The 16,479-nt window shown below is 73.1% G+C and carries 18 protein-coding genes; 8 read left to right on the top strand and 10 right to left on the bottom strand.

From position 1 onward, the window contains the following. Window positions 1–185: 185 nt before the first annotated feature. The 3 genes from ACFY2Q_RS14580 to ACFY2Q_RS14570 form a co-directional block, all read right to left on the bottom strand. On the bottom strand, window positions 186–1,919 hold the full coding sequence (locus ACFY2Q_RS14580; protein WP_387130251.1) for a DEAD/DEAH box helicase: 1,734 nt from the start codon (window positions 1,917–1,919) through the stop codon (window positions 186–188). 179 nt (window positions 1,920–2,098) lie between these two features. After that, window positions 2,099–2,761: a trimeric intracellular cation channel family protein gene (locus ACFY2Q_RS14575; RefSeq protein WP_387130250.1), complete on the bottom strand. Its 663-nt coding sequence runs from the start codon at window positions 2,759–2,761 to the stop codon at window positions 2,099–2,101. A 40-nt stretch (window positions 2,762–2,801) separates the two neighbouring features. Beyond that, window positions 2,802–3,020 carry a DUF3039 domain-containing protein gene (locus ACFY2Q_RS14570; protein WP_088946800.1) on the bottom strand — a complete coding sequence of 73 codons (219 nt, stop codon included), beginning with the start codon at window positions 3,018–3,020 and terminating at the stop codon, window positions 2,802–2,804. Between the two features lie 90 nt (window positions 3,021–3,110). On the opposite strand from ACFY2Q_RS14570, the gene ACFY2Q_RS14565 reads away from it, so the two are divergent. Further along, window positions 3,111–4,046 (top strand): pseudouridine-5'-phosphate glycosidase, encoded by a 936-nt coding sequence (locus ACFY2Q_RS14565; RefSeq protein ID WP_387130248.1) that lies wholly within the window; start codon window positions 3,111–3,113, stop codon window positions 4,044–4,046. Next, a complete protein-coding gene (locus ACFY2Q_RS14560) occupies window positions 4,043–4,942 on the top strand; it encodes a carbohydrate kinase family protein (protein ID WP_387130247.1) in 900 nt (299 codons plus the stop codon). The genes ACFY2Q_RS14565 and ACFY2Q_RS14560 overlap by 4 nt, the downstream gene beginning before the upstream one ends. Before the next feature lie 30 nt (window positions 4,943–4,972). Here ACFY2Q_RS14560 and ACFY2Q_RS14555 read toward each other — a convergent pair whose 3' ends face one another. After that, window positions 4,973–5,332, bottom strand: a complete 360-nt coding sequence (locus tag ACFY2Q_RS14555; protein ID WP_387130245.1) for a DUF3099 domain-containing protein — start codon at window positions 5,330–5,332, stop codon at window positions 4,973–4,975. 103 nt (window positions 5,333–5,435) lie between these two features. Between ACFY2Q_RS14555 and ACFY2Q_RS14550 the strand changes: the two genes are divergently transcribed. Together ACFY2Q_RS14550 and ACFY2Q_RS14545 are read left to right on the top strand one after the other, a co-directional pair. Beyond that, window positions 5,436–5,723, top strand: coding sequence for a hypothetical protein (locus ACFY2Q_RS14550; protein ID WP_357012322.1), 288 nt, complete (start codon window positions 5,436–5,438; stop codon window positions 5,721–5,723). Window positions 5,724–5,736: 13 nt separating this feature from the next. Next, a complete protein-coding gene (locus tag ACFY2Q_RS14545) occupies window positions 5,737–6,048 on the top strand; it encodes a hypothetical protein (protein WP_357012427.1) in 312 nt (103 codons plus the stop codon). A gap of 10 nt (window positions 6,049–6,058) precedes the next feature. Here the strand turns inward: ACFY2Q_RS14545 and ACFY2Q_RS14540 are convergent, their stop codons facing one another. Further along, on the bottom strand, window positions 6,059–6,640 hold the full coding sequence (locus tag ACFY2Q_RS14540; protein WP_387130243.1) for an HhH-GPD-type base excision DNA repair protein: 582 nt from the start codon (window positions 6,638–6,640) through the stop codon (window positions 6,059–6,061). 105 nt (window positions 6,641–6,745) lie between these two features. Here ACFY2Q_RS14540 and ACFY2Q_RS14535 point away from each other — a divergent pair, with 105 nt between their 5' ends. From ACFY2Q_RS14535 to sigB, 3 genes are all read left to right on the top strand, one after another. Then, window positions 6,746–8,233 (top strand): methyltransferase, encoded by a 1,488-nt coding sequence (locus ACFY2Q_RS14535; protein WP_387130242.1) that lies wholly within the window; start codon window positions 6,746–6,748, stop codon window positions 8,231–8,233. A gap of 40 nt (window positions 8,234–8,273) precedes the next feature. After that, window positions 8,274–8,696, top strand: a complete 423-nt coding sequence (dtd, locus tag ACFY2Q_RS14530; RefSeq protein ID WP_387130241.1) for a D-aminoacyl-tRNA deacylase — start codon at window positions 8,274–8,276, stop codon at window positions 8,694–8,696. Window positions 8,697–8,855: 159 nt separating this feature from the next. Further along, window positions 8,856–9,860 (top strand): RNA polymerase sigma factor SigB, encoded by a 1,005-nt coding sequence (gene sigB / locus ACFY2Q_RS14525; protein WP_387130381.1) that lies wholly within the window; start codon window positions 8,856–8,858, stop codon window positions 9,858–9,860. A 66-nt stretch (window positions 9,861–9,926) separates the two neighbouring features. Here the strand turns inward: sigB and ACFY2Q_RS14520 are convergent, their stop codons facing one another. From ACFY2Q_RS14520 to ACFY2Q_RS14510, 3 genes are read right to left on the bottom strand one after another with little or no spacing between them, the layout of a single operon-like run. Then, window positions 9,927–12,479, bottom strand: a complete 2,553-nt coding sequence (locus ACFY2Q_RS14520) for a GNAT family N-acetyltransferase (protein WP_387130240.1) — start codon at window positions 12,477–12,479, stop codon at window positions 9,927–9,929. Window positions 12,480–12,504: 25 nt separating this feature from the next. Next, window positions 12,505–13,686 carry an acetoin utilization protein AcuC gene (locus tag ACFY2Q_RS14515; protein WP_387130238.1) on the bottom strand — a complete coding sequence of 394 codons (1,182 nt, stop codon included), beginning with the start codon at window positions 13,684–13,686 and terminating at the stop codon, window positions 12,505–12,507. Window positions 13,687–13,734: 48 nt separating this feature from the next. Then, on the bottom strand, window positions 13,735–14,595 hold the full coding sequence (locus ACFY2Q_RS14510) for a sulfurtransferase (RefSeq protein ID WP_387130237.1): 861 nt from the start codon (window positions 14,593–14,595) through the stop codon (window positions 13,735–13,737). Between the two features lie 101 nt (window positions 14,596–14,696). On the opposite strand from ACFY2Q_RS14510, the gene ACFY2Q_RS14505 reads away from it, so the two are divergent. Further along, window positions 14,697–15,386 (top strand): metal-dependent transcriptional regulator, encoded by a 690-nt coding sequence (locus ACFY2Q_RS14505; protein ID WP_387130235.1) that lies wholly within the window; start codon window positions 14,697–14,699, stop codon window positions 15,384–15,386. Between the two features lie 14 nt (window positions 15,387–15,400). Here ACFY2Q_RS14505 and ACFY2Q_RS14500 read toward each other — a convergent pair whose 3' ends face one another. Further along, window positions 15,401–15,949, bottom strand: coding sequence for a hypothetical protein (locus tag ACFY2Q_RS14500; protein ID WP_387130234.1), 549 nt, complete (start codon window positions 15,947–15,949; stop codon window positions 15,401–15,403). Window positions 15,950–16,048: 99 nt separating this feature from the next. Further along, entirely contained in the window at window positions 16,049–16,303 is a 255-nt protein-coding gene (locus tag ACFY2Q_RS14495) for a DUF5522 domain-containing protein (RefSeq protein WP_387130232.1), read from the bottom strand. Window positions 16,304–16,479 lie beyond the last annotated feature (176 nt).

Here is a 16,479-nt window from a genome sequence, read left to right as displayed (position 1 = left end):
GGTCAGGGGCGGGGTCCGGATAGTCAAGGCGGGGTCCGGATGGTCAAGGCAGGTCCGCGCTGTTCGGGCCGGTCTCGGCGGCCGCCCGGATCCCCGCCAGACCCGGGCGCTTACGCACGCTGGGGCACGCATGCCCGGACGGGCTCTGCGGGCGGAGTGTCGCCGGTGGTGCCCAGGTGGGCGGGTTAGAGGGTTTGCACGGTAGCGATGCGTTCCTCTAGCTGCTCGATTGTGGCTTGGGCGCTCGGCGGGCCGCCGCAGAGCCGCCGCAACTCAGCGTGGATCTTGCCGTGGGGCTGGCCGGTGCGGTGGTGGCGAGCGGCCACCAGAGCGTTCAGTTGGCGCCGGAGGGCCACGCGACGCTGGGCGGCGCTCATGGGTGCTGGCGGGGCCGTGGAGGGCGCAGCGGCCGGCTGAGCGGCCCCGTCGGCCGTACGGCGGCGCTGGGCGGCGAGTTGTGAGGCCTGCCGCTTGGTCAGCAGCAGGGAGACCTGGTCGGCGGTGAGCAGACCGGGCAGGCCGAGGTATTCCTCTTCCTCGGGGGTTCCGGCCTGGGCGGCGGTGCCGAAGGACGCCCCATCGAAGATCACCTGATCCAGCTCGGCGGTTGCCGAGAGCGCGGCGAACCGCTTCTCCAGCTCCCCGCTGGCCTGCTCGTCGCGCTGTGCCCGCTCCAGCAGGTCGTCGTCGAGGCCGTCGCCTTCCTTGGGTTTGCCGAGCACGTGGTCGCGCTCGGTCTCCATCTCGCTTGCCAGCCCGAGCAGGTGGGGCACGCTGGGCAGGAAGACCGACGCGGTCTCCCCCGGGCGGCGGGCCCGGACGAACCGGCCGATCGCCTGGGCGAAGTAGAGCGGGGTGCTGGCGCTTGTGGCGTAGACACCGACCGCGAGCCGGGGGATGTCGACCCCCTCGGACACCATCCGCACCGCGACGAGCCACCGCTGCTCTGACGCCGCGAACGTCGCGATCCGCGCGGACGCGCCCTGGTCGTCGGAGAGCACCACGGCGGCCTTCTCGCCGGTCACCTGCTCGATCAGCTTGGCGTACGAGCGGGCGGTCTGCTGGTCGGTGGCGATGATCAGGCCGCCGGCGTCGGGCATGCCGGCGTTGCGCAGCACGGTGAGTCGGGCGTCGGCGGCGCGCAGCACCTGCGGCATCCAGTCGCCGGCTGGGTCCAGCGCGGTACGCCACGCCTGCGCCACCAGGTCCTGCGTCATCGGCTCACCGAGGCGGGCGGCCAACTCCTCCCCCGCGTTGGTGCGCCAACGGGTCTCCCCGGAGTACGCCAGGAAGAGCACCGGCCGGACCACGCCGTCGCGCAGTGCGTCGGAGTAGCCGTACACCGAGTCGGCACGGGAGCGCAGCAGCCCGTCGCCGCCCCGCTCGTAGCTGACGAACGGGATGGGGTTGTCGTCGGACCGGAACGGCGTGCCGGTGAGCATCAGCCGGCGTACGGCGGGCTCGAAGGCGTTCTTCACCCCGTCGCCCCAGGATCGGGAGTCGCCGGCGTGGTGGATCTCGTCGAGGATGACCAGGGTGCGCCGGGTCATGGTGCGCCGCCGGTGCACCTGCGGGGCCATCCCCACCTGGGCGTAGGTGACCACCGCGCCGTGGAAGTCGGCCGCGGAGTGCACGTCGGCGTTGCGGAACGCGGCGTCGAGTTGGATGCCCACCCGGGCGGCGGCGTCCGCCCACTGGTTCTTCAGGTGCTCGGTCGGCGCGACAACGGTGACCGCCTCGACGGTGCCGTCACCGAGCAGTTCGGCGGCGATCCGCAGGGCGAAGGTGGTCTTGCCGGCGCCGGGCGTGGCGACGGCTGTGAAGTCCTCGGTCCGCCGGCGCAGGTACTCCACCAGGGCCTTGCGCTGCCAGGCGCGTAGCGCCGGGAACGTCTCGAGCACCGGCGTCCGGGCTGCCACGCGAAGCTCCTCTCCGACCGCACGACGGCGGACCCCGGGCGAGGGCCACGAGTTCCGCCGCCCATGAAAACGCCTCCGCGCAGAAGCTGCCGCGAAGGCCGACTCAGCATAACCAGCGCGGGCCCCGGGGCCCAGGCGACGCCACGCTGGTCACATCTGCCACCCCGATCCGGGTGGCCTCACCACTCCCGGTCGGTGCGCGGATCGGCGGCACCGCTGCGGGGTGCCCGCAGTGTCGCCACCGGGGCGGACCAGCGTCGGCGCAGCGCGACCAGGCGCAGGCCGAAGACGAGCACGGCGGCCGCGGTGAGCGGCGCGGGCCCGGTCTGCCCGGTGACGTAGAGCAGCACCACCGCCACCGATCCGGCAAGGGCGGCGAGCGCGTAGATCTCCCGGCGCAGCACCACGGGGATCTCGGCGGTGAGCAGGTCCCGGGCGAGCCCGCCGCCGATCGCGGTGAGCATGCCGATCAGGCAGGCGCCGACCGCCGGCACCTGGGCGTCGAGCGCCTTGAGTGTGCCGGTCACGGTGAACAGCGCGAGGCCCGCCGCGTCCAGCACCAGCACTGTGGTGCGCAGTCGGGCGAGCTGGGGGTGCAGCCAGAAGACGGCGAGGGCGGTGACTGCGGCGGTGGCCGCGTACCGCCAGTCGGCGAAGGCCAGCGGCGGGACCTCGTCGATGACCAGGTCGCGGAGGATTCCGCCGCCGAGGGCGGCCACGAAGCCGACGAAAGCGACACCAAACAGGTCGAGTCGCTTGGCGACCGCCGCCGACGCCCCGGAGGCCGCGAACACGGCCACCCCGGTCAGGTCGGCAAGGAGCAGGGCGGTGGAGGTGGTCACCGCCGCAGGCTACGTCGCCGGCCAGGACACCGGCCCGGGTTCACTCGCGGTACGAGTCGTAGATCTCCTTGCACTTGGGGCAGACCGGCGAGCCGGGCTTTGCCGCCTTGGTGACCGGGAAGGTCTCTCCGCAGAGCGCGACCACGTAGGTGCCCATGACGGCACTCTCGGCGATCTTCTCCTTGCGGACGTAGTGGAACATCTCAGGACCGGTGTCGGCGTCCTTCAGCTCCGGACGCTCGAGAACCTCTGTGCTCACGTCTGCACCTCCAACAGTCAAGTTTGGCAGGTCGTCACGGCCGGGTCCACTTGAGGCCTGCCGAAGCCCGACCCCGTACCGTGGCCCAACGTGACTGACTTTCGCATCAGCCTCGGCCCCGAGGTGGCCGAGGCCCAGCGCGACGGCCGTCCCGTCGTCGCCCTGGAAAGCACCATCGTGTCGCACGGCCTACCTCGGCCGGACAACCTGCGCGTGGCTCGGGAGATCGAGCAGGCGGTCCGGGACGCCGGGGCCGTCCCGGCGACGATCGGCATGATCGCCGGCGAGCTGGTGGTCGGCCTGAACGACGCACAGCTGACCCGGCTCGCCACCGTCGACGGAGTGACCAAGCTCTCCGTCCGTGACCTCGCGCTGGCCGCGGCGACCGGCGCGGACGGCGCGACCACCGTGGCCGCGACAAGCGCCGTGGCCGCCGCCGCCGGGATCGGCGTGTTCGCCACGGGCGGGCTGGGCGGGGTGCACCGGGAGGCCGCGCACACCTTCGACGAGTCGGCGGACCTGGTCACCCTGGCCCAGACCCCAATCGCGGTGGTCTGCGCCGGGGTCAAGTCGATCCTCGACGTGGGCGCGACCCTGGAGCGGCTGGAGACCCTCGGGGTCGCCGTGCTCGGTTACCGCACCCGCCGGTTCCCCGGCTTTTATCTCACCGACGCCGGCTTCGACCTGGACTGGTCGGTGGACTCGCCGGAGCAGGTCGCCGCCGTGCTCGCCGCCCGCGACGAGCACGCCGTGCACACGGGCGGGCTGCTGGTGGCCAACCCGCTGCCGGTGGACGAGCAGCTCGATCCGGAGCTGCACGACCGGACGCTCGCCGACGGTCTGGCCCTGCTGGAGCGCGACGGCATCACCGGCAAGGCCGTCACCCCGTACCTGCTTGCGCACTTCCACTCGGCCACCGAGGGCGCGAGCTTGGCGGTGAACGTCCGGATCATCCTGCGCAACGCCGACCTGGCCGCGCGGATCGCGGTCGCCATGGCGGCCCGCACCGCCGCAGCCCCGGCATGACCCGACCGGCCCGGGTGGTAGTCGTCGGTGACGTGATCACCGATGTGCTCGCGGTGCTGTCCGGACCGCTCGCGATCGGCTCGGACACCGGGGCCGAGATCAGCCTCGGCGGCGGCGGTCAGGCGGCCAACACCGCAGCCTGGATCGCCGCGCAACGGGTGGACGTCACGCTCATCAGCGCCGTCGGTGACGACGACGCGGGGCGGGTCCGGGTCGCCGAACTCGAACGGGCGGGTGTCGACTGCGCGGTCGAGCGGGTCGAGGGCGTACCGACCGGCACGGTGATCGTGCTCGCCGCCGACGGTGAGCGGACCATGGTCAGTCAGCGGGGCGCGAACCTGCGGCTGAGCGCCGCGCACGTCGAGCAGGCCCTCGCGGCGGTGCCCGACGCTGGGCACCTGCACCTGTCCGCGTACACCTTGCTGGACGCCTCGTCGCGCGGGGCGGGGCTGCGGGCGTTGGCCGCCGCCCGCGAGCGCGGGCTCACCACAAGCGTCGACGCGGCCTCCGCGGCGCCGCTGCGGCGGGTGGGCGCGCGGGCTTTTCTGGGTTGGGTACGCGATGTCGACCTGCTCCTGGTCAACGCGGACGAGGCGACGGTGCTGGCCGGCGGGCTGGACCCGGCGGCGCAGGGGCGGGCGCTGTCGGCGACGGCCCGGCGGGTGGTGGTCAAGGGTGGAGCGGCGGGCGCGGTCTGGGTCGACCGGGCGGCGACGGTGAGCGTGGCGACGGCCCGGCGGGTGACGGTGGTGGACGTCACCGGGGCCGGCGACGCCTTCGCGGCCGGCCTGCTCACCGCGTGGCTGAACGGTGCCACCTCGACCGCGGCCCTGGACCGCGCCACCGAGTTGGGCGCGCTTGCCGTCTCCAGCGTCGGCGCCCGACCTCGGTCGTGATCTCCCGGACCCTGGCCCGCGCGACGCGGGTCAGGGTTCGGCGTCGATGATCTTGTGCGGATGCTCCTCGGCGGTGAGAGTCATCGGCGGGATGTCGTCCCGCTGGCGGGGGCGGAACTTGTTGGCCAGCCGGTGTTCTTCCTTGGGCGGCCGGTCATTGGCAAGCAGCACCGCCAGCCACGGGATGATCACCATGCCGAGCGCGCACAGCGGCAGCCAGAGCCACAGCAGCGGGGCCTTCACGCCAACCAGGATCGCGCCGGCCACGATGCAAGCCACCCGGATGCCCATCATCAGGACATAGCGGCGCTGTCGGCTGGTGAGCTGATCGTTCTGGCTGCGCGAGGCGTCGGTGATCAGAATCGGCTGGTACGCCTGACGCTTCACCATGGACCTCCTCGAGGGGGTTACGCCTCATCCTGTCACTGCAGGCCCGTGATCAGCGAAATTTGCCGCATACCGTCCGTGTTACGTACGTGGTACGCTCCGCGTCGTGGGCAGCAAGTTCAGCTTCACCGACGAGGCGTTGGCCAACCTGAGGGTCTACGACGTCACACCCGGGGAAGTCTGGGAGGCGCTGCACAGCGCTCGACGGGTCATCCGCCACCTGGGCGACGACGTGATGGTGGTCTACGCCGCCGCCCGACGGGGTCGTCGACTGGCGGTGCTGCTCGCCGAGGCCGATGGCACCGACAACGACTGGGACATCCTCTCCGCCCGCGAACTGAGCGACGTCGAGGCCAAGCGCTACGACGAGGCCGTGCGGAGATCGCGCCGATGAGGAGGCCGTGACGATGCACCGTGACGACGCGACCAAGCAGTTCCACAGCGGCGACGACCGGATCGCCGAGTTGATCGACCAGAGCCCGGAGGTGGACCTGCCCACCCCCGACACCGACGTGCCGATGGTGAGCCGATCGGTCCGGCTGCCGCTGGAGACCTACGAGCGGGTGCGCGCCGTCGCCGACGCCCGGGGCATCGGCGTCACCACGCTGATGCGGCAGTGGATCGAGACCGGCCTGGCCGACCTGGACGACTCGGCCACCGTCTCGCTCGCCGACGTCCGACGCGCGCTGGCCTCCCTCGCGCACCCGACGGCCGCCTGAACGACAGGGGTCATCCGCCTGCGGTCTTCGCCTTCGCCGCCGCCTTCATCTGCTGCTTGTACTCCCGCACCCTGCGCAGCGAGTCGGCGTCGGTGACGTCGGCCACCGACCGGTACGCGCCCGGATCGCCGTACCCGCCGGCCGCCTCCCGCCAGTTCTGCGGGGTCACCCCGAACCGCTTGCCGAGCAGCGCCACGAAGATCTGCGCCTTCTGCTTGCCGAAGCCGGGCAGCTCGGCGACCCGACGGAACAGCTCCGGCCCGTCGGCGACGTCCGACCAGAGCAGGGCGGCGTCACCGTCGTAGCGGTCCACCAGGACCTGGCACACCTCCTGCACCCGCGCCGCCATCGCCTTCGGGAACCGGTGCAGGGCGGGTGGCTGGGCGAATATCGCGATCAGCGCGTCCGGGTCGTACCCGGCCAGCTCCGCCGCGTCCAGGTCGTGGCCGAGGCGCTGCGCCAGCACGTACGGCGAGGAGAACGCCTTCTCCATCGGCACTTGTTGATCAAGGACCATGCCGAGGAGCCTGGCCAGCGGGCTCTGCTCCAGCAGCCGGTTGGCCTCGGGATCAATGGGTAGCACGAGCGTCATGCACCCCATCCTGCCCGGCCGTTCAGCCCGACGGACACCGACGCTCCGGGCGGGATCCGGCGGGTGGTGCCGACCGGTGACACGGCGAGAGGCAGGATGACGGGCGTGGACGAACACGACATGCTGCTCTCCCCCGCCGGCATCGACGCGCTGCGGACCGCGCTGACCGGGGCCGGGTTCACCGGCAACGGCATCGCCGAACGGCTCGGCCCGCAGGCCACCGCTGCGGTCGCGCGCAACGACTACCGCGCCGCGCTGCGCGCCACCGAGGACCGCGACCCGCTCGCCACGCTGATCCGGGTGTTCATCTGCGACCAGACCGAGACGGAGTCGGCCGTGGCCGCCGCGCTCGCGCCGTTGAGCGTGGCCGAAGCGCTGGCGGGTGGGCTTGTCGAGCGGCACGGTGACGGCCTGCGTGCCGGCGTCGACCTGGAGCCGTACGGCGACGACTGGTGGGTGCTCGCCGACGTGCCGGGCAGCGCCCGGCCGGGGCAACCACTGCACGCCGAGCACGTGCTGGGCATCGGTGGGGCCACCCAGACGCTGATCGGGGCGACCCTGCGCCGACCCGTCAACACGGCCCTGGACCTGGGCACCGGCTCCGGCGTCCAGGCGCTGCACCTGGGCACCCACGCCCGCTCGGTGACCGCCACCGACCTCTCCGAGCGGGCGCTGCGCTTCGCCGCCACCAACGCCGCCCTCAACGGCCAGGACTGGGAGCTGCTGCGCGGTGACATGGTCGCCCCGGTGGCGGGCCGGCGCTTCGACCTGGTGGTGAGCAATCCGCCGTTCGTGGTCGGCCCGGGCACCACCACGCACGTCTACCGCGACTCCGGGCGGGTGGGCGACGCGATCTGCTCGGAGTTGGCCGCCGCAGCACCCGGCCTGCTCACCGACGGCGGCACCATGCAGTACCTGGCGAACTGGGTGCACGTCGCCGGTGAGGACTGGGGCGAGCGGGTCGCCGGCTGGTTCGCCGGGACGGGCCTGGACGCCTGGGTGATCCAGCGCGAGGTGGCCGACCCGATGGCTTACGTCGACCTGTGGCTCACCGACGTCGGCGAGAGCACCGATCCACAGCGGATGGCCGCCTGGCTCGACTGGTTCGACGCGCACAAGGTCGAGGGGATCGGCTTCGGCATCGTGTCGCTGCGCCAGGGCGGGCACGCCGACCCGATGGTCCGGGTGGAGGACCTGCGCCAGCGGGTCGAGCCACCGCTGGGCGACCAGGTGGGCGCCTGGTTCGACCGCCAGGACTTCCTCCGGGTACGACGCGACACCGACGCGCTGCTCGCCGAGCGCTACCGGGCCGCCGACGGCCTCCAGCTGCGGCAGGAGGCCACGATGGGTGACGAGGGCTGGGCGGTGGACCGGCAGGTCCTCGCGATGCCGCACGGTCTGCGCTGGACCGAGGAGATCGACCCGCTGGTGCTGGCGTTGGTCGGCGGCGCGGACGGCCGGCTGCCGTTGCGCGACCAGCTCGCCCTGCTCGCCGCCGCGCACGACGTGGAGCCCGACGAGATGGCCGAGGCCGCCGGGCCGATCGTGGCGCACCTGGTGGAGCGCGGCTTCATCGAGCCGGTGACCGCGTGAGGCGGGCGGCAGGCGCGGCCGGCACGACGGCGGGCCGCTGATGCGGGCTGTGGTGCAGACCGTCGGGCGGGCCAGCGTGACGGTGGACGGCGAGGTGGTCGGCGCGATCGGCGACGGCCTGCTGGTGCTGCTCGGGGTGACACACACCGACACTGCCGAGACCGCCCGGACGATGGCCCGCAAGGTGCACGAGCTGCGGATCCTGGACGACGAGCGGTCCGCCGCCGACACCGGCGCGCCGATCCTGGTGGTCAGTCAGTTCACGCTCTATGGCGACGCTCGCAAGGGTCGCCGTCCAACCTGGACCGCCGCCGCCCCGGCAGAGGTGGCCGAGCCCTTGGTAACGGCGGTCGTCGAGGCCCTGCGCGAGCGCGGCGCCACAGTCGAGACGGGTCGCTTCCGCGCCCACATGCTCGTCGAGAGCGTCAACATCGGCCCCCGCACCATCCTGCTGGACCTCTGACACCCACCCGGCCTTGACTGGTCCGGATTCCTGTCGGGTGCCCGATCGCCTCACTCCCGTTTCACGCCTCTCCCGCCAAGCTGTGTGTCACACCGGCACCACTGAGCCGGAAATACGGCACAGACGTGGACACGGGGAGAGACAGAGATGGTCCTGCAGATGACGGAATACCGGATGCGCCCGGCAGCCACCACCGACACCGACGCGGCCACCGAGGCCCTCGCCGACCTGGACGCCACCGATGAGCGCGGCATTTCCACAGACCTGGTCCGGGCGTACCTCAACGGGATCGGCCGGACGAAGCTGCTGACCGCGGCGCAGGAGGTCGACCTGGCCCGCCGGGTCGAGGCCGGCCTGTTCGCCGACGAGAAGCTGGCAACCTGCACCCCGGTCTCACCCGAGCTGCGGGCCGACCTGGAGCTGATCGTCGCCGAGGGGCGGGCGGCCAAGGACCACCTGCTGGAGGCGAACCTGCGGCTGGTGGTCAGCATCGCCAAGCGCTACACCGGCCGTGGGATGGCCTTCCTCGACCTGATCCAGGAGGGCAACCTCGGCCTCATCCGGGCGGTGGAGAAGTTCGACTACGCCAAGGGCTACAAGTTCTCCACGTACGCCACCTGGTGGATTCGGCAGGCGATCACCCGGGCGATGGCCGACCAGGCCCGCACGATCCGCATCCCCGTGCACATGGTCGAGCAGGTCAACCGGATGGTGCGGGCCCGCCGCGAGCTGGCGGTGACGCTGGGCCGCGAACCCACTGTCGCCGAGGTGGCCCGCGCACTGGAGATCCCCGAGATCCAGGTCATCGAGCTGATCTCGTACGACCGGGAGCCGGTCAGCCTGGACCAGGCCGTCGGCGACGACGGCGAGAGCGCGCTCGGCGACTTCGTGGCCTCGGTGGACCCGCGCAACGAGCCTGGTGACACCGCCGCCCAGGGCGAGCTGCGTAACGAGGTGAGCATCGTCCTGTCCACGCTGTCCCAGCGGGAGCAGGCGGTCATCCGGCTCCGGTTCGGCCTGGACGACGGCCGGCAGCGCACCCTGGACGAGGTCGGCCGCGAGTTCGGCCTGTCCCGGGAGCGGATCCGGCAGATCGAGAAGGTGACGCTGTTGAAGCTGCGCGCACCGGAGCGGGCGCAGCGCCTGGAGGCGTACGCCTGCTGACGCACCACCTCCACGGAAGGCCTCGGCGGTTCGCCGGGGCCTTCCGGCCGTCCCGGGCGTCGCTGGTCAGAGGCGGCGGGGGCCGGTGTCCGGGCGGGACACCGCGCCGCCCACCCGCACCTGGGCGTGCAGGACCGAGATGCCGTCCGGGCGGGCGAGCACCGGGTTGAGGGTCAGCGACCGCACCCGGGGCTGCTCGTCGGCGAGCTGCCCCACGCGCATCAGCAGGTCGGCCAGGGCGGCCCGGTCGACAGGCGCGGCGCCTCGGTGCCCCCGCAGCAGCGGCGCGGCCCGGGGTTCGTCGACGAGTTCGGCGGCGTCCCGGTCGGTAAGCGGCACTGCCCGCCAGGCCCGGTCGCCGAGCAACTCGGTGGCGACCCCGCCGAGGCCGAAGCCGACCACCGGCCCGAACGCCGGATCTTCCACCAGCTCCACCACACAGGCCACCCCAGGCGGGACCATCGGCTGCACCAGCACCTCCGCGCCGAAGCTGGCCGCCAACTCGGCGTACGCCCGGCGGACGGTCGCCTCGTCGGGCAGGTCGAGCCGGACCGCGCCGAGGTCGAGCCGGTGCCGCAGCCCGGGGGCGGCGGCCTTGAGCGCCACCGGGAAACCCACGCTCGCCGCCGCGTCCACTGCCGCTTCGAGCGAGTCGGCGGTCACCGACGCCACCGTTTCGATGCCGTACGCGGCCAGCAGCGCGTTCGGGTCGGGCGGATCGCGGAGCGCAGCCTGGGCGGCGGCACTGTCGACCCCTGGCAGCTCGGGTGCCACTCCGGGTGGGCGGCGCAGCCACTCGGCGTACCGATGCACGCGGGCCAGGGCGCGGACCGCCTCCTCCACGCCCCCGTACGCGGGCACACCCGCCGGCAGCCGACCCACCAGGAACGTCGCGACCGTCGGCTTGCCCAGCGCGAGCGCGGCCGGCAGCGCGGCGGTGACGTCGGCGTCCACATCGGTGCGTTGGCCGGGCAGTGGCGGGGCGAAGACCACCACCAGGGCGTCCACCCGGTCGTCGCCGGCCGTCTCGGCGAGGGCGTCGGCGAACTCGGCGGCGCCGGCGCTCGGCCCGACGTCGCGGGGGTAGCCGTCGACCACTGTGAGGCCCTGCCCGACGCAGGCGGTCGCGGCGAGGCCGGTAAGCGCCGAGGAGTTGCCGACCACACCGACCCGGCCGCCGGCGGGCAGCGGCTGGTTGGCCAGCAGCACCCCCACGTCGAGCAGTTCCGCGACGGTGTCCACGCGGATCACCCCGGACTGGGCGAACAGGGCGGCCACCGCCACCTCGTCCGGCCCGGTGGAGTCGCCCACCCCGGGCGGTCGGGCCGGCGAGGCGAGCGCGACCACCGGCTTGGTCCGGCCGATCCGTCGCGCCAGCCGGGCGAACTTGCGCGGGTTACCGAACGTCTCCAGATACAACATGATCACGTCGGTGCCGGGGTCGTCCTGCCAGTACTGGAGCAGGTCATTGCCGGAGACGTCGGCCCGGTTGCCCGCCGAGACGAAGCTGGACAGCCCGAGGCCACGCCTGTCGGCCTCGGCGAGCAGCGCCACCCCGAAGGCGCCGGACTGGCTGAAGATGCCGACCCGGCCGGGCGGCGGCAGCGCGGGGGCGAGGGTGGCGTTGAGGCGTACCGCCGGGTCGGTGTTGGCCACGCCGAGACAGTTCGGGCCGACCACGCGCATCCCGGCGGCGTGCGCCGCACGGACCAGCGCACGCTGTGTGGCCGCGCCCTCCGCGCCGGCCTCCGCGAAACCGGCCGAGATCACCACCAGGCCGTGCACGCCCGCGGCAGCGGCGTCGGCGACCACAGCGGTCGCCGCCGACGGCGGGACCGCCACCACCGCGAGATCTACCGGGACCCCGGCGTCGACAGCCGACGGGTACGCGGGGAGCCCTGCCACCGTCGACGCGCTCGGATGCACAGGCACCACCGCACCTGCGAAGCCGCCGTCGCGCAGATGCCCCAGCACTGCCGCGCCGACGCCCTGGCCTGTGGCGCTGGCGCCGTACACGGCGATGCCGCGCGGGGCGAGCAGCCGGGCGATCGACCGGGCCTCGGTGCGGTGCTCCCTGCCGAACTGCACCTCAAGCGTGGCCTCGGTGGGCGCGATCGGGAAGCTCAGGTGCACCACGCCGTCGGCGTACTCGCGCTGGACCTGGTAGCCGAAGTCGGAGAAAACCCGCAGCATCGTCCCGTTGGCCGGCAACACCTCGGCGACGAAGCTCAGGATGCCGTTGCGCCGGGCGGCGTCGGCCAGGTGTTCCATAAGCACCGAGCCGATGCCCCGGCCCTGGTAGGCGTCCTCCACCACGAAGGCCACTTCCGCCTCCGGGGCCTGCGGGCCGAGCCGCTCGTACCGGCCGACCGCGACGATCTGGTCGCCGGCCAGCACCACGAACGCCTCCCGGTCGCTGTGGTCGACAGTGACGAAGCGGACCAGATCCCGCTCGGGAATGCGCGGGTACGGCGAGAAGTACCGCAGGTAGCGGGTGCGCTCGGAGAACCGGCTGTGCATCGCCACGATGGCCGGCGCGTCGGCCGGGTTGATCGGTCGCAACTGGACTGTGGTGCCGTCACTGAGCAGCACGTCCACCGGCTGGGCCACGGTTGTCACCGTTGCCGCCCTCCCCCGGCCCGGCTCAGTCTCGCGGGTCGTGCGGGTCGAGCCCCAGCAGCGGGAAGACGGTCTTACGGGTCGCCGCGATCGCCCGGTCCACAGCGTTCGGCTCGCCTGTCGGCTGCCACGGCTCGTACGACGGGTCGACGTCGTCGGTCATCCGCAGCGGAATGTCCCGGCCCGGACGGCGGGCGGCGGCAAGCGCCCGCCAGCCCGGCGGGGTGAGCGTCGCCGGGTCGATCGGGTCGCCGGTGGCCACGGCCAGCAGGTGGCTCCAGGCTCGGGGCACCACCTCGACGAGCGCGTACCCGCCGCCGCCGGTGGCCACCCAGCGGCCGTCGCACAACTCGTCGGCGAGGGCCCGCAACGCCAGGTAGGTGGCGCGCTGACCGTCCACCGTCAGGCTCAGGTCGGCGAGCGGGTCCAGTCGGTGCCCGTCGGCGCCGCACTGGCTGACAAGCACCTGCGGCCGGAACGCGCGCAGCACCGACGGCACGATGGCGTGGAACGCCCGCTGCCAGCCGGTGTCGTCGACGCCGGGCGGCAGCGGCATGTTGACAGCCGTCCCCTGCGCACCTGGCCCGCCCGTCTCGTCCGGGAAGCCGGTGCCCGGAAAGAGCGCGAGCGGGGTCTCGTGCAGGCTGACCGTGAGCACCCGAGGGTCATCCCAGAAGATGTGCTGCACGCCGTCGCCGTGGTGCACGTCCACGTCGACGTACGCGATGCGCTCGGCACCCAGATCCAGCAGGCGGGCGATGGCCACGGCCGGGTCGTTGTAGACACAGAAGCCCGAAGCGCGGGCGGGCATCGCGTGGTGCAGGCCACCTGCCACGTTCACCGCCCGCCGCGCGTCGCCACGCCAGACCGCCTCGGCGGCGGCCACAGTGGCACCGGCGATCAGCGCGCTGGACTCGTGCATCCCGTCGAAGACCGGGTTGTCGGAGGTGCCCATCCCGTACCCGGCGAACAGCGGGTCACGCGGCGCGGCCCGCACCGCCGCCAGGTAGGCCGGGTGGTGCACGCGGGCGAGCAGGGCGTCGTCGGCGGGCTCCGGCTTCACCATGCGTACGCCCGGACGGTCCAGGATGCCCAACTCCCGGGCGAGCGCGAAGGTCAGCTCCACCCGCACCGGATCGAGCGGATGGTCACCCATGTCATAGGCGAGCAGCGACTCGTCCCACACCACCACCGTGTCGTCGGACATGAGCCCATCGTCGCACGAGGACCGTCGCCCGCCCACCGCACGCGCTGCTCAGCGGCCGGGTGTCGGCCCGGAGGCGACCGGACGGGCCGGATCGGCCACCCAGTTGCTCCACGATCCGACGTAGAGCGCCGCGTCCGTTCGGCCCGCCAGGTGCAGCGCCAGCACGGCCTGCGCGGCGGTCACCCCGGAGCCGCAGTACGCGCCGACGGCCCGCGCCCCGGCCACCCCGGCGGCGGCGAACCGTTCCCGCAGCACGTCGGCGGCCAGGAAACGCCCGTCCACGCCGATGTACTCGCTGGCCGGCAGGTTCGCCGCGCCCGGCACATGGCCGGCCACCGGGTCGATCGGCTCGACCTCACCCCGGTAGCGGGGCGCGGCCCGTACGTCGAGCAGCACGGCGTCGTCGGCGGCGGCAAGTGCGGCGGCCTGCCCGGCGTCGAGCACCGGAAGGTCCCCCGGGCGCACCTCGACGTCACCGGGGGCCGGTGCGGGCGCGTCGGTGGAGACCTGCCGACCGGCGGCGACCCAGGCCGGGTAGCCGCCGTGCAACACGCGCACCTGGCGGTGCCCGGCCCAGCGCAGCGTCCACCAGGCACGTGCGGCAGCCAGGCCGTCGCCGCCGTCGTACACCACAACGGGGTGACCGGCGCGGACGCCGGCGGCCCGCAGCGCCGCCTGCAACGCGGCCGGATCGGGCAGTGGATGCCGGCCGCCGAGACCGGGCGGGCCGCAGAGCGCGGCGTCCAGGTCGACGAAGACCGCGCCGGGCAGGTGGCCGGTCAGGTAGTCGTCGTGGCCGGGCGGGCCGGTGAGCCGCCAGCGGACGTCGAGCAGGGTGGGCGGATCGGCGTCGTCGAGCTCGGCGGCGAGCCGACCGATCTCGATCAGCGGCTCCTCAATTCCGGACATGGCGACCATCCAACACCATCCGGGTCGGCATCCGCTCGGCTCGGCGAAGGTCGCTGGCCCAACAGCGAGGTAGCATCGTGCATCGGAGGGCCGCTGACCTTATGAAGTCTCACGACCTGGTCGACACGACCGAAATGTATCTGCGCACCATCCTCGAGTTGGAGGAGGAGGGCGTTCCGCCGCTGCGCGCACGGATCGCCGAGCGGCTACGGCAGAGCGGCCCCACCGTGAGCCAGACCGTCGCCCGGATGGAGCGCGACGGCATGCTCACCGTCGAGGGCGACAGGCAACTGACCCTCACCGCGCTGGGCCGCGGCATGGCCGTCTCCGTGATGCGCAAGCACCGCCTCGCCGAGTTGCTGCTCGTCAACGTCATCGGGATGCCCTACGAGGAGGCCCACGAGGAGGCCTGCCGCTGGGAGCACGTGATGAGCGACGCAGTCGAGAAGCGGGTGTACGACCTGCTCAACCGGCCGACCCGCTCCCCGTATGGCAACCCGATCCCGGGTCTGGAGGCGTTGGGCTCACTGGAGACGACGCCCACCGAAGCCGGCGAGGGTGAGCGCAACCTGGCGTTCCCCGGGCTCACCGGGCCGGTGGTGGTTCGCCGGATCTGCGAGAGCGTGCAGACCGACTCCGACGTGTTGCGCCAGTTGCACGCCGCAGGTGTCGACCCGGGCGCCACGGTGACAGTGGCGCAGGAGCGCGACGGGGTGTCGATCGACCGGTCCGGCGACCGCGTCCGGCTGCCCCGCGAGGTCGCGTCCCGGGTCTTCGTCGCCGCTAACTGACTCGCCGCTGGGCGTCACAGCGCCCGGGTGTCCACCTTCTTGGCCAGCGAGATCAGCTCTGCGGTCAGCTTCTCGGCCGCCGTGCGGTCGGTGCCACGGGCGCCGGTCCAGGTCAGCGTCGCCAACCGGCCGTCGGTGGCCAGCCAACCGACCTCGGCGACCGGCCCGTGGCCACTCGCGGCGGCGGTGGTACGCCGGTACGCCTGCTGACCCAGGCCGGTGACCTTCGTCGCCTTGGTGGGCACCACGTCCGCGCCGAACGTGGTCTTGTCGATCGACGTCTCGGACACGCTGAGCGTCAGCTCCGGCAGCTCCGCATTCCCGGCCCGGACCACACAGGTGTGCGTGTCACCTCGTTCGCTTGACGCCGCCACGTCGAAGCGCGCCTTTACCAGTTGCTCGATGAGCGCGAAATCCAGCAGTCGGCAGGCGCCGCCCGAGGAGGCCGCCGCCACGTCCACCGCGATCGGCGCCGCCGGCGGCACCGCCACCGGCTCGGCGTCGGCGGCACAGCCGCTCACCAGCAGCCCCGCCAACCCGGCGATCACGATCCGCGTGCGCACACTCCACCCTCTCGCCGACCGACGGCGGTAGGCGCCCGCCCGATGTCCGTCGGAAACCGTACGGGGTGCGCGGGTTGGGCGGAAGTCCTCGTTTCGCGGTTATCCGCAGGGTGGATCGTCCACGTACGGGCAGTGCCGACAGCCTCGTCCGCAGCAGGTGCCTCGGCGGGCCAGGAAGGCGGCGCTGAGCACGAACAGTCCGCTCGCCGGGTCCAGGTAGCCGGACTCCCCGGCGGACAGCGCGGCGGTGTGCGCGGCGAGGATCCGGGGCCGGTCGGGATGCTCGGGCGGCAACCGGGACGGGTGCGGTTCGGTGAGCGGCCGATCGGCCAGGGGTCGTCGCTCTCCGCTCACGGCAGCAGTTTAGAGACGCCGCCCGGCCCAATGCTCACCTGCGCCGGGGCTGACCCGCCGCGAGGCGGACGGCGAGCGGCGGACGGCGAGCGGCGGACCGGACGGCGGGCGGGCCAGGTGCGTGGGTCCTTTGCTCTGCTTCAACGGACGCAACACTTTTCGTGCTGAGTGTTGCG

The organism is Micromonospora sp. NPDC000316 (assembly GCF_042898885.1).
In the GTDB taxonomy this organism is placed as follows: Bacteria; Actinomycetota; Actinomycetes; order Mycobacteriales; family Micromonosporaceae; genus Micromonospora.
This window is presented reverse-complemented; position numbering and strand designations above follow the sequence as displayed.

Bases quoted from the DNA above. Each gene is read 5' to 3' on its own strand.
- ACFY2Q_RS14555 (WP_387130245.1), bottom strand. From the start codon at position 5,332: ATGGTGAAGCGTCAGGCGTACCAGCCGATTCTGATCACCGACGCCTCG.
- ACFY2Q_RS14505 (WP_387130235.1), top strand. From the start codon at position 14,697: ATGAAGTCTCACGACCTGGTCGACACGACCGAAATGTATCTGCGCACC.
- ACFY2Q_RS14545 (WP_357012427.1), top strand. From the start codon at position 5,737: ATGCACCGTGACGACGCGACCAAGCAGTTCCACAGCGGCGACGACCGG.
- sigB (WP_387130381.1), top strand. From the start codon at position 8,856: ATGACGGAATACCGGATGCGCCCGGCAGCCACCACCGACACCGACGCG.
- ACFY2Q_RS14510 (WP_387130237.1), bottom strand. From the start codon at position 14,595: ATGTCCGGAATTGAGGAGCCGCTGATCGAGATCGGTCGGCTCGCCGCC.
- ACFY2Q_RS14515 (WP_387130238.1), bottom strand. From the start codon at position 13,686: ATGTCCGACGACACGGTGGTGGTGTGGGACGAGTCGCTGCTCGCCTAT.
- ACFY2Q_RS14540 (WP_387130243.1), bottom strand. From the start codon at position 6,640: ATGACGCTCGTGCTACCCATTGATCCCGAGGCCAACCGGCTGCTGGAG.
- ACFY2Q_RS14560 (WP_387130247.1), top strand. From the start codon at position 4,043: ATGACCCGACCGGCCCGGGTGGTAGTCGTCGGTGACGTGATCACCGAT.
- dtd (WP_387130241.1), top strand. From the start codon at position 8,274: ATGCGGGCTGTGGTGCAGACCGTCGGGCGGGCCAGCGTGACGGTGGAC.